15 protein-coding genes and 1 pseudogene are annotated in these 14,117 nt (G+C 63.7%); 9 read left to right on the top strand and 7 right to left on the bottom strand.

Translation table 11 applies throughout. The features are described 5' to 3' along the window. From GL286_RS17620 to GL286_RS17610, 3 genes are read right to left on the bottom strand one after another with little or no spacing between them, the layout of a single operon-like run. A complete protein-coding gene (locus tag GL286_RS17620; RefSeq protein ID WP_155096885.1) occupies nt 1–1,605 on the bottom strand; it encodes a carboxyl transferase domain-containing protein in 1,605 nt (534 codons plus the stop codon). Nucleotide 1,606: 1 nt separating this feature from the next. Beyond that, complete coding sequence (locus GL286_RS17615) at nt 1,607–2,071, bottom strand: lysozyme inhibitor LprI family protein (protein ID WP_155096884.1); 465 nt, start codon at nt 2,069–2,071, stop codon at nt 1,607–1,609. Nucleotides 2,072–2,093: 22 nt separating this feature from the next. Continuing rightward, entirely contained in the window at nt 2,094–3,254 is a 1,161-nt protein-coding gene (locus tag GL286_RS17610) for an isovaleryl-CoA dehydrogenase (RefSeq protein WP_155096883.1), read from the bottom strand. A 181-nt stretch (nt 3,255–3,435) separates the two neighbouring features. On the opposite strand from GL286_RS17610, the gene GL286_RS17605 reads away from it, so the two are divergent. Further along, a complete protein-coding gene (locus GL286_RS17605; RefSeq protein WP_155096882.1) occupies nt 3,436–3,975 on the top strand; it encodes a histidine phosphatase family protein in 540 nt (179 codons plus the stop codon). On the opposite strand, the gene hemC is transcribed toward GL286_RS17605, so the two are convergent. Beyond that, entirely contained in the window at nt 3,972–4,913 is a 942-nt protein-coding gene (gene hemC / locus GL286_RS17600; protein WP_155096881.1) for a hydroxymethylbilane synthase, read from the bottom strand. The genes GL286_RS17605 and hemC overlap by 4 nt on opposite strands. Before the next feature lie 75 nt (nt 4,914–4,988). On the opposite strand from hemC, the gene hemE reads away from it, so the two are divergent. Both hemE and GL286_RS17590 read left to right on the top strand, forming a co-directional pair. Next, on the top strand, nt 4,989–6,017 hold the full coding sequence (hemE, locus tag GL286_RS17595; protein ID WP_155096880.1) for a uroporphyrinogen decarboxylase: 1,029 nt from the start codon (nt 4,989–4,991) through the stop codon (nt 6,015–6,017). Nucleotide 6,018: 1 nt separating this feature from the next. Next, nucleotides 6,019–6,897, top strand: coding sequence for a DMT family transporter (locus GL286_RS17590; RefSeq protein ID WP_155096879.1), 879 nt, complete (start codon nt 6,019–6,021; stop codon nt 6,895–6,897). Here GL286_RS17590 and GL286_RS17585 read toward each other — a convergent pair. After that, nucleotides 6,884–7,477, bottom strand: a complete 594-nt coding sequence (locus GL286_RS17585; protein ID WP_155096878.1) for a LysE family translocator — start codon at nt 7,475–7,477, stop codon at nt 6,884–6,886. The two genes, GL286_RS17590 and GL286_RS17585, sit on opposite strands and share 14 nt — an antisense overlap. A gap of 83 nt (nt 7,478–7,560) precedes the next feature. On the opposite strand from GL286_RS17585, the gene GL286_RS17580 reads away from it, so the two are divergent. Both GL286_RS17580 and GL286_RS17575 read left to right on the top strand, forming a co-directional pair. Then, on the top strand, nt 7,561–8,025 hold the full coding sequence (locus GL286_RS17580) for an Lrp/AsnC family transcriptional regulator (RefSeq protein WP_155096877.1): 465 nt from the start codon (nt 7,561–7,563) through the stop codon (nt 8,023–8,025). Between the two features lie 71 nt (nt 8,026–8,096). Continuing rightward, a complete protein-coding gene (locus tag GL286_RS17575) occupies nt 8,097–9,632 on the top strand; it encodes an ATP-dependent DNA helicase (RefSeq protein WP_155096876.1) in 1,536 nt (511 codons plus the stop codon). Nucleotides 9,633–9,643: 11 nt separating this feature from the next. On the opposite strand, the gene GL286_RS17570 is transcribed toward GL286_RS17575, so the two are convergent. After that, nucleotides 9,644–10,468, bottom strand: coding sequence for an EcsC family protein (locus GL286_RS17570; protein ID WP_155096875.1), 825 nt, complete (start codon nt 10,466–10,468; stop codon nt 9,644–9,646). Nucleotides 10,469–10,605: 137 nt separating this feature from the next. Here GL286_RS17570 and GL286_RS17565 point away from each other — a divergent pair, with 137 nt between their 5' ends. After that, nucleotides 10,606–11,061 carry an Ivy family c-type lysozyme inhibitor gene (locus GL286_RS17565; protein WP_155096874.1) on the top strand — a complete coding sequence of 152 codons (456 nt, stop codon included), beginning with the start codon at nt 10,606–10,608 and terminating at the stop codon, nt 11,059–11,061. A 107-nt stretch (nt 11,062–11,168) separates the two neighbouring features. Here the strand turns inward: GL286_RS17565 and GL286_RS17560 are convergent. Then, nucleotides 11,169–11,645: pseudogene (locus GL286_RS17560) on the bottom strand (GNAT family N-acetyltransferase); the annotation flags it as partial. A 229-nt stretch (nt 11,646–11,874) separates the two neighbouring features. Between GL286_RS17560 and GL286_RS17555 the strand changes: the two are divergent. From GL286_RS17555 to ispH, 3 genes are read left to right on the top strand one after another with little or no spacing between them, the layout of a single operon-like run. Beyond that, nucleotides 11,875–12,471 carry a flavin reductase family protein gene (locus GL286_RS17555; RefSeq protein ID WP_155096872.1) on the top strand — a complete coding sequence of 199 codons (597 nt, stop codon included), beginning with the start codon at nt 11,875–11,877 and terminating at the stop codon, nt 12,469–12,471. Beyond that, the gene (locus GL286_RS17550) at nt 12,471–13,031 is read left to right on the top strand and encodes an adenine phosphoribosyltransferase (protein WP_155096871.1); all 561 of its coding nucleotides are present in this window, start codon (nt 12,471–12,473) and stop codon (nt 13,029–13,031) included. The genes GL286_RS17555 and GL286_RS17550 overlap by 1 nt, the downstream gene beginning before the upstream one ends. Nucleotides 13,032–13,069: 38 nt before the next feature. After that, complete coding sequence (ispH, locus tag GL286_RS17545) at nt 13,070–14,023, top strand: 4-hydroxy-3-methylbut-2-enyl diphosphate reductase (RefSeq protein ID WP_155096870.1); 954 nt, start codon at nt 13,070–13,072, stop codon at nt 14,021–14,023. Nucleotides 14,024–14,117: the final 94 nt, after the last annotated feature.

Genomic DNA, 14,117 nt, shown 5'->3' with positions numbered 1-14,117 from the left:
TCACATCCTGAAAATGCCAAAACGCGTCGGCTGGATCGGGGCGTTCAGGCTGGCGCGCAGCGACAAAGCCAGCACGTCGCGGGTCTTGCGCGGGTCGATGAGGCCGTCATCCCAGAGCCGGGCCGAGGCATAGAGCGGGTGCGACTGGCGCTCGAACATCTCGATGGTGGGGCGCTTGAACTCGGCCTCGTCCTCGGCGGACCATGTGCTGCCGGCACGCTCAAGACCCTCGCGGCGGACGGTGGCGAGGACGCCCGCCGCCTGTTCGCCGCCCATGACCGAGATGCGCGAATTGGGCCAGGTCCAGAGGAAGCGAGGCGAATAGGCGCGGCCCGACATGCCGTAATTGCCCGCCCCGAAACTGCCGCCGACCAGCATGGTGATCTTGGGGACATTGGTCGTGGCGACCGCCGTGACCATCTTGGCACCGTGGCGGGCGATGCCTTCGTTCTCGTATTTGCGGCCGACCATGAAGCCGGTGACGTTCTGCAGGAAGACCAGCGGAATGTTCCGCATCGAGCAGAGTTCGATGAAATGCGCGCCCTTCTGCGCGGCCTCGGAAAAGATCACGCCGTTATTCGCGACGATGCCGACGGGGCAGCCTTCGAGATGGGCGAAACCGGTGACCAGCGTCTCGCCGAAGCGCGGCTTGAACTCGTCGAAGCGCGAACCGTCGACCACGCGGGCAATGACCTCGCGGATGTCGTAGGGCGTACGCAGGTCGGCGGGGACGATGCCGAGGATCTCCTCGGGGTCGTAAAGCGGGGCCTCGGGGGATTGCCATTGCACGCTTTGCGGCAGGGTGCGGTTCAGATTGCCGACGGCGCGGCGGGCCAGCGCGAGGGCATGGGCGTCATCCTCGGCGAGGTAGTCGGCCACACCCGACAGGCGGGTATGCACGTCGCCGCCGCCGAGTTCCTCGGCCGAGACGACCTCTCCCGTCGCGGCCTTGACCAGAGGCGGACCGGCCAGAAAGATCGTGCCTTGGTTCTTCACGATGATGGTCACGTCGGACATGGCCGGGACATAGGCCCCGCCCGCCGTGCAGGAGCCCATCACCACCGCGATCTGGGCGATGCCCTTGGCCGACATTCGCGCCTGGTTGTAGAAGATGCGCCCGAAATGGTCGCGGTCGGGAAAGACCTCGTCCTGATTGGGCAGGTTCGCGCCGCCACTATCGACCAGGTAGATGCAGGGCAGATGGCATTCCTCGGCAATCTCCTGCGCGCGCAGGTGCTTCTTGACCGTCATCGGGTAATAGGTGCCACCCTTGACCGTGGCGTCATTGGCCACGACCATCACATCACACCCGTTGACCCGCCCGATCCCCGCGATCACGCCCGCGCAGGGCGCGTCACCGCCATACATGTCATGCGCCGCCGTCGCCCCGATCTCGAGGAAAGCCGAGCCCGGATCGAGCAGGTTCGCCACCCGCTCGCGCGGCGGCATCTTGCCGCGGCTGACATGCCGCTCCAACGCCTTCGCGCCGCCACCGGCGGCGGCGGACAAAGCCGCCTCGCGCACCGTCTCAAGCACCGCCAGATGCGCCGAACGGTTCGACCGGAACGTGTCGGAGGAGGGAACGGCAAGTGTCTTCAAAAGCATATCAATCGTTCCGCATGTTCTTGAGTTCTGCCGCCCGATGCGCGGTATGGCGCAACTGGCAATCCGCGCCGACGATCTGTCGGATGCTGCCATCACCCCAGACGTCATAGGCGAATTTGCAATCGGCATCGCGGAAGGCGATCCATGCCCTCTGCGCCGCCTGCAGGCCTTTTTGCAATTCGGGCTGATCCGCGTAGTTCTTGCGCAGAGTCTTGTATTCACCGTTCAGAAGGTCGTCCCACGCCTTGGTCTCGGCCATTTTGCACTGGCTGATGCCCAAGGTGGTCTCACCCTGTTCGGTGGTGGCCGAGCAGGCCTCGGCGGCATTGCCGATGCAGGGCGCGTCGATCAGGTCCCTAGGAACCTCGTTGAAACAGGCGTTGACCAGCTTGGGGTCGACTTTGAACTCTTGCGCAATGGCCGTGACGGGCACAGCGATGGCAAGTGCGGCGAACAGCTTCAACATGCGCGTCCTCCTGATCAGGGGTTTAAACCAGCCCCATCAATTCGCGTCCGATCAGCATACGACGGATTTCCGAGGTTCCCGCGCCGATTTCCATCAGCTTTGCATCGCGGAAAAGTCGGCTGACGACCGAATCGTTGAGGAAACCCGCCCCACCCAGCGCCTGTACGGCCTGATGCGCCTGCACCATCGCCTGCTCGCTGGCGTAAAGCACCGCACCCGCCGCGTCCTGCCGCGTCACGCGACCTGCATCGCAGGCGCGCGCGACCTCGTAGACGTAAGCCCGCGCGGTGTTCAGCGCGACATACATGTCGGCGATCTTGCCCTGCATCAGCTGGAAGGACCCGATCGGCTGGCCGAACTGCTTGCGGTCGCGCAGGTATGGAATGACCTCATCCAGACAAGCGGCCATGATCCCCGTGCCGATGCCCGACAGCACAACGCGCTCATAGTCGAGGCCCGACATCAGCACCCGCACGCCCTTGCCCTCGGCCCCCAGCACGTTCTCGAACGGGATCTCGCAATTCTCGAAGATCAGCTCGCCCGTGTTCGAGCCGCGCATCCCCAGCTTGTCGAAATGCGGGCTGGTCGAGAAACCCGCCATGCCACGCTCGACGATAAAGGCAGTGATGCCCTTGCTGCCCGCCTCGGGGTCGGTCTTGGCATAGACAACCAAAGTGTCGGCGTCAGGAGCGTTGGTGATCCAGTATTTGTTACCGTTCAGCACATAGCGGTCGTTGTGCTTTTCGGCCCGCAGCTTCATCGAGACGACGTCGCTGCCCGCCCCTTCCTCGGACATCGCAAGTGCGCCGACATGCTCGCCGGAGCAAAGCTTCGGCAGGTATTTCGCCCGCTGTTCGTCCGTGCCGTTCAGCTTGATCTGGTTCACGCAGAGGTTCGAATGCGCGCCATAGGACAGGCTGATGCTGGCGCTGGCCCGCGCGATTTCCTCGGTCGCGATGACATGGGCCAGATATCCCATTCCTGCACCGCCGTAACCCTCGGCTACGGTAATGCCCAGCAGACCCATCTCTCCCATTTCGGGCCAAAGCTGGTTCGGGAACAGGTTCTCGCGATCGGTATCGGCCGCCAGAGACTTGACCCGATCCTGCGCCCAACGATGCACGACATCACGTAGCGCGTTCACGTCCTCGCCCAGATCGAACTCCATCCCCATGGTGAACATCGGCTTCTCCCACTTATTGAACGATTGTTCATTTAATGCGATTTAGGCGCAGGCTCCGTCCAACGTCAAGGTCTGAAACTGGGTTGATGTTGCGGCGGGTCGGTCCCTGCGGCAAGTCCTGTCTGTTGACTTGGGACAGCGGTCGGGCGATGCGGATCGGAGGACGGATAGAGGAGCAGACATGGCCGAATTTGCCCGCTTGCTGCTGGCCCGCCACGCGCCTTTGGTCCAGCCGGGGCTGGCGGGACGACGGGATGTCTGCGCGGATTGTTCCGATGATGCCGCACTTGAATGGCTGCGACGACAACTTGAGGCAACGACGATCTGGTCCAGCCCCGCAAGGCGCTGCCGCCAGACCTGCGCTGCGATGGGCCTCGCGCCGCAATTGATCGACGATCTTTGGGAGCAGGATTTTGGCCAATGGGAGGAGGACGGCATCCCCGACCTCGGCCCCATGCCGCCCGAGGATCTGGCGGCCTACCGACCAGCCAAGGGGGAAAGCTTTCTGGACATGGCCGCACGGGTCCAGCCCGTCCTGCAGGCCGCTACCGGAACTACCGCCATCCTTGCCCACGCGGGAACCGTGCGCGCTGCGCTGGCACTCGCGGTCGGACCCGCGGCACTTTCATTTTCAGTTGCGCCCCTATCGCTGACCGTCATCCTCCGAACAGGCGCAGGATGGGCGGTCGAGGCCGTCAACAGGATCGCGCCGACAACCTAGCGCCAGTCGAAGAACCCTGAAGGCGCGCGCGACAGCAGTTCCTGAGCCAGATCCGTCCCCATCTGCGGGCCGTCGCTCAAACTGCCCCGACGCTCACCAGAGATGACCTCGCCGCCATCGGGACGCAGGATTTCTCCACGCAAGCGCAATTCGTCGCCGACGATCTCGGCCAGACCGGCGATCGGCGTATCGCAAGAGCCGTCAAGCCGCGCCAGAAACGCGCGCTCGGATTCGACCCGACGCGCCGAGGGCGCATGGCTGATTGCCGCCAGCATCGCAGCGATCCGGTCGTCCGAGGCGCGGCGTTCGACGCCGATGCAACCTTGGGCCACGGCGGGCAACATCTCGTCAGGTTCGACCGCGCCGCGCGCGACATGCGTCATGCCCAATCTCGACAGCCCCGCCATCGCCAGAAAAGTCGCAACAGCGACGCCATCTTCCAGCTTTTTCAATCGCGTCTGAACATTTCCCCGAAACTCGACCAATGCCAGATCGGGGCGTTTCGCGGCAAGCTGCGCACGTCGGCGCAAGCTGGAGGAGCCGACGACGGCCCCCCGCGGCAATTCCACGATCCCGCCATACAGGTTCGAGACAAACGCGTCGCGCACATCCTCGCGGGGAAGGTAGCAGTCGATGATCAGCCCGTCGGGCTGGATCGTCGGCATGTCCTTCATCGAATGGACGGCAATGTCGATCTCGGATACGGTCAGGGCATCCTCGATCTCGCGGGTGAACAAACCCTTGCCGCCGATTTCCTTCAGGGGCCGGTCCAGCACGCGATCGCCAGTGGTCTTGATGACCACGATCTGGAACGCTGCTTCGGGCAGATCATGCGCCGCCATCAGCCGGTTGCGGGTTTCCTCGGCCTGCGCGAGCGCCAAGGCCGAGCCGCGCGTTCCGATGCGAATTGGGTTCTGGGGATCAGGCATCTGGGTCATACGCTTGGGCTTAGCGCCCGACCGCGCACTTGACAACGGGGACACGCACGCCATGAAGGCGGGAACGAGGTGAACATGACCCAGAAAACCATTCTGCGCGCCCTTGCGGGCGAACGCCTGCCCACCCCTCCGGTCTGGATGATGCGTCAGGCGGGGCGCTATTTGCCCGAATACCGCGCGACGCGCGAACAGGCGGGTGACTTTTTGTCGCTGTGCTACAATCCGGATCTGGCCGCCGAGGTCACACTGCAACCGATCCGCCGCTACGGTTTCGACGCGGCGATCCTGTTCGCCGACATCCTGCTGATCCCGCAGGCGCTGGGACTGGACCTGTGGTTTGCCACGGGCGAAGGGCCTCGACTTTCGACCGTGACCACCGCAGCCGAAGTGGGCCAGTTGAACTCGGTCGATGCGATCCACGACACGCTGTCCCCGATCTACCAGACCCTGCGGATTCTCTCGCGCGAATTGCCGCGCGAGACCACGCTGATCGGCTTTGCCGGAGCGCCATGGACCGTCGCGACCTATATGATCGCCGGACGCGGCACGCCCGATCAAGGTCCGGCGCATGCCTTCAAGGCCGCCGACCGAGCGGCATTCGCCGCCCTGATCCATCGCGTGACGCTTGCCACCATCGAATACCTCTCGGCCCAGATCGAGGCCGGAGCCGAGGTCGTCAAGCTGTTCGACAGTTGGGCCGGATCGCTGCAAGGTCAGGATTTCGACGATTTCTCGCTAGAGCCTGCGCGCCAGATCATCGCCGCCCTCAACGCGCGCCATCCCGGCATCCCCGTCATCGCCTTCCCGCGCGAGGCAGGTTTGCGCTATGTCGGTTTCGCCCGAGCGACAGGGGCCGATTGTGTGGCCTTGGATAACTCGGTCAGCGCCGAATGGGCCGCTGCCGAGGTGCAGAAAGACGGCTGCGTTCAAGGCAATCTGGACCCGAGACTGCTGGTATTGGGGGGCGACGCTCTTGAATCGGAAACCCGCCGGATCGTCGGCGCATTCTCACAGGGGCCGCATATCTTCAATCTGGGTCACGGCATCACGCCCGACGCCGATCCTGACAATGTGACCCGCATGCTGGCCGCGATCCGCAGCTGAGATGTTCTGGATTCCGGTTACCCTGATCGCTGCGGCGGCCCAGACCGCCCGCAACGCCGCCCAACGCGGCCTGACCCTGGAAATAGGCACGATGGGCGCGACCGCAGTCCGCTTCATCTTTGGCCTACCCTTCGCCATCGCGTTCCTTGCGCTTTGGTCGCTTTGGCATCGGATTCCCGTCCCCGACACCACTGTTCTGGGCTGGGTCACACTTGGCAGCCTCGCGCAGATCGCAGCGACCGCGCTGATGCTGGTCACGATGAAATCGCGTGGCTTCGGGGTGACCACCGCGCTGCTCAAGACCGAGCCCGTGACGCTGGCCCTGACCGGCGCAATGGTTCTGGCCGAGCCGCTGGGTCCGGTAAGGATGGCGGCCATAGCCACCGCGACAGCCGGCGTCGTGTTGATGTCGGGCGCCAACTGGCGCGGCGGCGGCTGGCGGGCGGCGGTGTTGGGCATCTTCGCTGGTGCCCTGTTCGGTCTGTCTGCCATCGGTTTCCGGGGCGGCATCCTTGCCCTGCCCTTCGGAGATCAGCCGACCCGCGCCGCCACGATCCTTGTCCTAAGCCTTGCAATGCAAACCGCGATCATGGCGATCTGGCTTGTCTTGGCCGATCGCGAGGCCCTGCGCGGCATCGCGTTCAACTGGCGCGATTCGCTACGCGCAGGCTTTCTCGGGGCATTCGCGTCGCTATTCTGGTTTCTGGGCTTCGCGCTGACTTCGGCGGCCAATGTCCGCACCTTGGCGCTGGTCGAGGTGTTGATGGCACAACTCGTGTCTGGCCGTATCTTCCGCGAGAAAGCAAGCCCGCGCCAGTATCTTGGCATGGCCCTGATCGTCATCGGTGTTGCGGCGTTGATCGCGGTCAGTGCCGGATAACGGGCAGGATCGAAAGAACCAGCAAGCCCGCCATCGCCAGATTGAAGATCTGCAACCGGCGCGGCTCTTGCAGGAAGCCGCGCAACCCCTGCCCCAACGCGGCCCAGACCGCGACCGAGGGCAGGTTCACCATCGTAAACACCAGCGCCACGATCAACTCGCCGCCGACCCCTGCGGAATAGGCAGATAGCGCGCCCAGCGCCATCATCCATGCCTTGGGATTGACCCACTGGAACGCACAGGCCGCCAGAAACCCCATCGGTCGGCTTGTCGCGATTTGCACATCGCTGCCGGGTGGCGCAGATTTGGCGATCTTCCATGCCAGCCATAGGACATAGGTCAGGCTGACCCATTTCATCACTTGCGCGATCACCGGATTGGCCGTGATGATCCGGTCGATGCCCAAGCCCAGAATTGCCACCATCGCTCCGAAACCCAGAGCAACGCCCAGCATATGCGGCATGGTCCGCCGCAAGCCGAAATTGGCACCCGACGCCATCAGCATAAGGTTGTTCGGCCCCGGCGTGACCGAGGTGACAAAAGCGAAGGCAACGAGCGCCAGAATAACGTGATCCGACATGATTTTTCATTCCCCTCAAATTCGGCGCAATGATACCATGTTCTGAACGCAATTTCTGATCGATTATTTCCAAGAGCGGGCACATGACACAACAAGAGCCGGATAACGACCAGATTTCCGCGCGGATCTTGCAGATCCTTTCCAAGAATGGACGTATCCCGAATCAACAGCTTGCCGCCGAGATCGGTCTTTCCCCCTCGGCCTGCCTGCGGCGGGTGCAGGAATTAGAACGTCGCGGCGCGATCACCGGCTACCGCGCCGTCATCGATCCGTCGGCCCGCGATGCCGGTTTCACCGCCTATGTGACCGTCGGGCTGTCCCGCCATTCGAACGAAGCGCAGCAGGCTTTCGAACGCGCCTGCCTAGCCTCGCGTCAGGTCCGCGAGTGTCACAACATCACCGGTTCGGTCGAATACCTTCTACGCGTCGAGGTTCGTGACCTTGAAGCCTATCGCCGCTTCCACAGCGAAGTCCTTGGCGCATTCCCGCAAATCTCGACCATCACCACCCATGTCGTGATGGGCTCGCCCAAGGACGAACGCGCCTGATCAGCCGCCGCTGCGGCGGATGAAACCGAAACGGCCTTTCCGCCCCTGTTCCGAGCGGCTAACAAGGGCAAATGAACTTGCCCACACTTTCCCACGATCAGGCGGAAGCCTGGGACGCTCTGGCCGCCGTGCTGGAGGAATCCGGCATCGATCTTGTCGCCGAAGAGGTCACTCCGGCCACGCAGGGCAAAGGCCGCGTCATGGCCGTGATCGGCAAGGCCGGATCGGGCAAGACATTGCTTCTGGCGGAACTGACCAAGGCGCTGAAGGCTGCGGGCGTCGAGATCATCTCGGGCGATTACGAGGGCCGCAAGCGCAAGGAGCGCCGCACCGTCGCCATCCTTGCACCGACCAACAAGGCGGCGTTTGTCTTGCGGATGCGGGGAGTGCCCGCGACGACCATCCACCGCATCCTGTACACGCCGGTTTACGATCCCGATTATGAACGCATCGCCGATTGGCTGGTTGGCGCTGGCGAACGTCCGCAGGTCGAAGGCGTGATCGACGGTTTGACCGACGCGGCGCTGGATCGTGCCAAGGCGTTTTACGAACAGCACGCCTCGATTCCTGGCGCATTGGCGGCGGCGGGGCTGCGGGGTTCGGATTTCATCACCGGCTGGAAGCGGCGCGAGGAAGGGCTGGATATCGGCCTGATCGACGAAGCCTCGATGCTTGATGAACGGCAGTTCGAGGATCTGCGCGAGATTTTCCCCGTTCTGGTCCTGTTCGGCGACCCCGCTCAGCTTGCTCCGGTCGGGCAGTCGGGCGAGATGGTCTTTGACAAGCTGGCGAAATCGCAACGGTTGGAACTGTCGCGCATCCACCGTCAATCCGATGACAGTCCGATCCTTGATCTGGCACATGCCTTGGCCGATCCGCAGCTCGAATTTGCCGATTTCGAACGCATGGTACAGGACGCCGCGCGCCGCGACGAACGGGTTATCTGGGCTGAACGTGTCGAAAGCGATCTGATGGCGCGCAGTCCGGTGCTGGTCTGGCGCAACGTGACCCGCGTCAAGCTGATCCAGGCCTTCCGCTCGGCCTATGGCGCGCCCGGAGACGCGCTTTTGCCCGGTGAGCCCCTGATCTGCGACGGGCTGGAACTGCCGCTGAAGCACCGCAAGAAGCGGATCGACCTAGAGGCGCGCGGGCTGATCAAGGGCGCTCAGGTCGTATATCTTGGCCCCGGCCGGAAACCGGGCTTCTCGCGGCTGCATGTCGTGGGGGCGGAAGATCCTCGGCTATCGGCGGCCTCGATCGTCAAGATCGAGATCCCCGATGTCGAGGAACCCTTTATTCCCTATGCGGCGCGGATGGGCGCGACCTTCCTGCATGGCGCGGCGGTGACGATCCACAAAGCGCAGGGCTCGCAATGGCCGGATGTGCAGGTCTTTGGACCCGACATCAATGCCGCCGCATGGTCGGGCCGCTCCGAGGCCGGTGTGCAATTGTGGAAGCGGTTGACCTATGTCGCGATCACCCGCGCGCAGGAACGGCTGCATTGGGTGGTGCGTCCACGCCTTGCAAGGCCCAGCGCCCCGCTTGGGATCGACCATCTGGAAACCGGTCCGGCGGCGCTGGAACTTGCCGCCGAGACCGAAGACTAGGTTCCGGACATTCAGGCCGACGCGCGGCGCAACTGCTTGCCGGTCGAGCCGGGACGGATTTGCTCCATCCGCATCAGCAGGGCCTCGACCACGGCTTCGCGCGGAAGTCCGGTTTCTTGCGACATCCGCAGCAGACCGAAATTCACCCGCGCGATTTCCTGATAGTAGCGCGTGAAGCTGTAATTGATCGCAGCCCCCGCGACCGCACCAAGGATCGGCAAGGTCTGGGCGGCGAATTTCTGCGCCAGCGAGGTGGACAGCTTGGGCGCGACCCGCGCGATCAGCGTCTGCACCGTCTGACCCGAGATCGTCAGCCGCGCCGCCAGCAGGCCCAGATCGGCCCCCTCGTCAGAGGCCAACGGCCCCGCAGCGGCGAACACGTTCAGTGCCTCGCGCCGCGCCAGCTCGCTGTCGGGATCGAAGCCATGCTCGGCGGCGATATCCATGATCGCACGCAACAGCAGGGTCACAGTTACCGGCAACTCCAGCGTCGCACCTGCGATACCGGCGAAACCGCCAACCGCGCCCGAGGTGGTCGATAGCATCCGGTTGAACCAGTCGCCGCGCTCGGTCAGAAGCCCTCGTGAATGCGAGGCGGCATCGAAGGCACGGTTCAACGCGCCATAGGTGATGCGGTCCATACGCGAACGGATCGGCGTCGGCAGACGCTCGATCATGCCCTCGGCCTTGCCTCCGATCGCGTTCAGCATTTCCATACCGATGCCGCCTGCATTCAGGTAGCGCCTAGCAAGCCGGTCAATCTCGGCGTGAACCGTGGGATCGGTGATGGGCGGCAAGATTGCCTGAGTGATCGGAACGGGACTACTATCGGTCATCCTGAGAATTCCTGGCCTTTCCATGTCGTGTCGCGATCAACGGACACTGATGCAACAAAGATAGGCGTTGCGTGGTTCCTTTTCACCCGACTGGCGCCAAAAAGCGAGCCGGACCGATCAACGACCAAGGAGCCCCCATGACCCTGCCCCGAACCGCGATAGCCGCCGCACTGGCATTCGCCGCTATACTGCCCGCTTATGCGGAGCAACCGCCAACGCTTGCGGATATGGGCCAGGTCGCGGCACTGAAAACCGCATTCGAGGCAATGTTCGCAAACAGCGAGAAGCCCGAGTGGCTGGCAGACGGTATCGTGACCACACCGTCGCAAGTTGCCTCGTTCAATGGACAGTCGTGGCTGGTCATGTCGGGCTGCAAACCGCATGACTGCGCGTCGAACCAGATCGCGGTGATCTATTCGACCACGACCGGCACCATGCACGGCGTCCTGTCCGAGGCAGCCGAGAACGCCCCGCAGATGCTGACTTGGCTCAATATCGGCGGTGGAGCCGAGTCGATCGACGGGCGCACCATCCTGTTCGCCGCCTTGACCGGAAGTCTGGCAAATCACCCAGATGCGTTCGATTACGACTGAGACGTCGCGTCCTGCGCTCCGACGGGCTCCATCTCGGTACAAAGCTGACTTTGCGGCGGATCGCGCCGGATCTCGGCCAGTCCGGCGGCGACATCGGCTCCCGACTCGCGCATGACGGGACCGGTGATCCCGTCCCAAGCCCCTTCGACCAACTCGTAACCCAGCACGCGGTCGGGGTTCGTCGGAGGGGGCATTTCGACATCGTCAAGTTTTGCGAACCCGAAGCGCCGGTAATAGGGCAGATCGCCGACCAGCATCGCGCGTTCCCAGCCCAGTTCCTTGGCACGACCAAGGCTTTCGCGCATCAAAAGCCCGCCCAGCCCCTCGCCCTGCGTTGTCGGGTGTACGGCAACCGGCCCCAACAGAAGCACGGGCTTGCCGCCGACCCGCACCGGCCAGTAGCGGATCGCACCCAGAAGCACGCCGGAACCGTCCCTGAGAACAAGGCACAGCGCGCCGACCGCCGGAACTCCGTCTCGCAGCCGGTACGAGGACAATGCCGTTCGGCCCGGTGCGAAGCACAGGTCCAGAAGCGCCTCGACTTCGGGCGTGTCATTGGGGGATTCCGGGCAGAGTTCGTACATTGAGACTCCCGATACAGGGTTGACCGACGGGGTGCGACGGGTGGCGGCCCCCTAGCACGCTTGTACGGTTACGAAAACAACAGAGCCGCGACATTTCACAAAAATCTTCGTGCCATGCCGCGTCGTGAAAAGCCGCCCATGCTTGACGGGAAACCCTTGGGCGGGCAGAGCGTTCCCGATCATGCGGCGCGATACCGACGCGCCCCGCCCCCCGCAGACGAGGCAGCAGATGTTCTACCGACCCGAATCCGGCCATGGCCTTCCCCATAACCCGCTGAATGCCATCGTGGCCCCGCGCCCCATCGGCTGGATCTCGACGCGGGGACGTCAGGGCAACAATTTGGCGCCCTATTCGTTCTTCAACCTGACCGCATATGTACCGCCGCAGGTGATGTTTGCCTCGACCTCAAGCAAGCCCGACCGGCGCGTCAGCAAGGACAGCGTCGAGCAGATCGCCGAAAGCCGCGTCTTCTGCGTCAATATCGCGGATGGCGCGATGCGGGATCAGGTCAATGCCAGTTCGGCCGCCCATGCCGCAGGCGTAAGCGAATTCGAAGCCGCCGGAATCGAGGCCGCCGAATGCGAAACCATCGACTGCCCGCGCGTGGCCCATGCGGCTGCCTCGCTGGAATGTCGTGCCACCCGCATCCTGCGTCTGGCCGGAGAGGCGAATTACATGGTGCTGGGCGTCGTGACCGGCATCCACCTTCGCCCTGACTGCGTGATCGACGGGCGTTTCGACCTGCACGAAAAAGGCTGGCTGGCGCGTATGGGCTACAAGGATTACACGGCCACCACTGAAACTTTCGAAATGGAGCGACCCTGATGGCTAAACCGGCCAAGCGCAGCCGTGACACCCGCGAGGTCCGTGACTATATCCGCACGATCGTGGACTTCCCGCATGAGGGAATCCTGTTCCGCGACGTGACAACGCTTTTCGCGGATGCGCGCGGCTTCCGTATGGCCGTCGACCAACTGCTGTCGCCCTATGCCGGTGAGCCGATCGACAAGGTCGTCGGCCTCGAGGCCCGCGGCTTCATCCTTGGCGGTGCCGTCGCGCACCAGTTATCGGTGGGCTTCGTGCCGATCCGCAAGAAAGGCAAGCTGCCCGGCGCAGTTCTGAGCCAGGCCTACACGCTGGAATATGGCGAAGCCGTGGTCGAGATCCACGACGACGCGCTGAAACCGGGAGACCGCGTGCTGATCGTCGATGACCTGCTGGCCACTGGCGGCACGGCTGCGGCGGCGATCTCGCTTTGCGAAAGGCTGGGCGCCGAGGTCATCGGTTGCGCTTTCGTCATCGATCTGCCCGAACTTGGCGGCCGCAAGGTGCTGGAAGGCATGGGCCACGAGGTTTACGCCCTGACCGCCTTCGACGGCGCCTGAGCCTTGCGAGAGCGCAGCCGGAACGCTAGGTGAGAGGCATGGATACGAAACCGCCCCTGACCCTTTATCTGGCCGCGCCTCGCGGTTTCTGCGCGGGCGTCGACCGCGCCATTAAAATCGTCGAGATGGCGCTGCAGAAATGGGGCGCCCCGGTCTATGTCCGCCACGAGATTGTCCATAACAAATTCGTTGTGGACAGCTTGCGCGACAAGGGCGCGGTCTTTGTCGAAGAACTGCACGAATGCCCCACGGATCGTCCGGTGATTTTCTCGGCGCATGGCGTGCCCAAGGCCGTCCCCGCCGAGGCCCGCCGCCGCGAGATGGTCTATGTCGATGCGACCTGCCCGCTGGTCAGCAAGGTCCATGTCGAGGCCGAACGCCACCACGCCGCCGGTCTCCAGATGATCATGATCGGCCATGCCGGACACCCCGAGGTGCTGGGCACGATGGGCCAATTGCCCGAAGGCGAGGTCCTGCTGGTCGAAACGGTCGAGGATGTCGCAAACATCGCGCCGCGTGACGCCTCGCGACTGGCCTATATCACCCAGACGACGTTGTCGGTTGACGATACCACCGCCATTGTCGCCGCACTGCAAAGCCGCTTCCCCGACATTGTCGGTCCCGCCAAGGAAGATATCTGCTACGCCACGACCAACCGTCAGGCCTCGGTCAAGGCGATTGCCGACCGGATCGACGCGCTTTTCGTGATCGGTGCGCCGAACAGCTCGAACTCGCGCCGTCTGGTCGAGGTCGGCTCGGCTGCGGGCTGCAACTATTCTCAGCTGGTGATGCGTGCGGACCAGATCGACTGGCGCGCCATCGAGGGCATCCGCTCGGTCGGCGTCACCGCCGGTGCCAGCGCGCCGGAAGTTCTGGTCGATGAGGTCGTTGATGCCTTCCGCGCCCGTTTCGATGTCACGGTCGAACTGGTCGAGACCGCCCGCGAGAATGTCGAGTTCAAGGTTCCCCGCGTCCTGCGCGAGCCGACCTGAGCCAACCGGCCAATTCTGGCCGAATATCCAGATTGTCGAACCTGAATCCGCACCCGTATTCTGGAGTTGCTGACCGTTGCCGGTACGGGACCGG

It is taken from the genome of Paracoccus aestuariivivens (genome assembly GCF_009711225.1).
GTDB classification, from domain to species: domain Bacteria; phylum Pseudomonadota; class Alphaproteobacteria; order Rhodobacterales; family Rhodobacteraceae; genus Paracoccus; species Paracoccus aestuariivivens.
The sequence above is the reverse complement of the archived record's forward strand: the minus strand, read 5'-3'. Positions and strand labels throughout refer to the sequence as shown.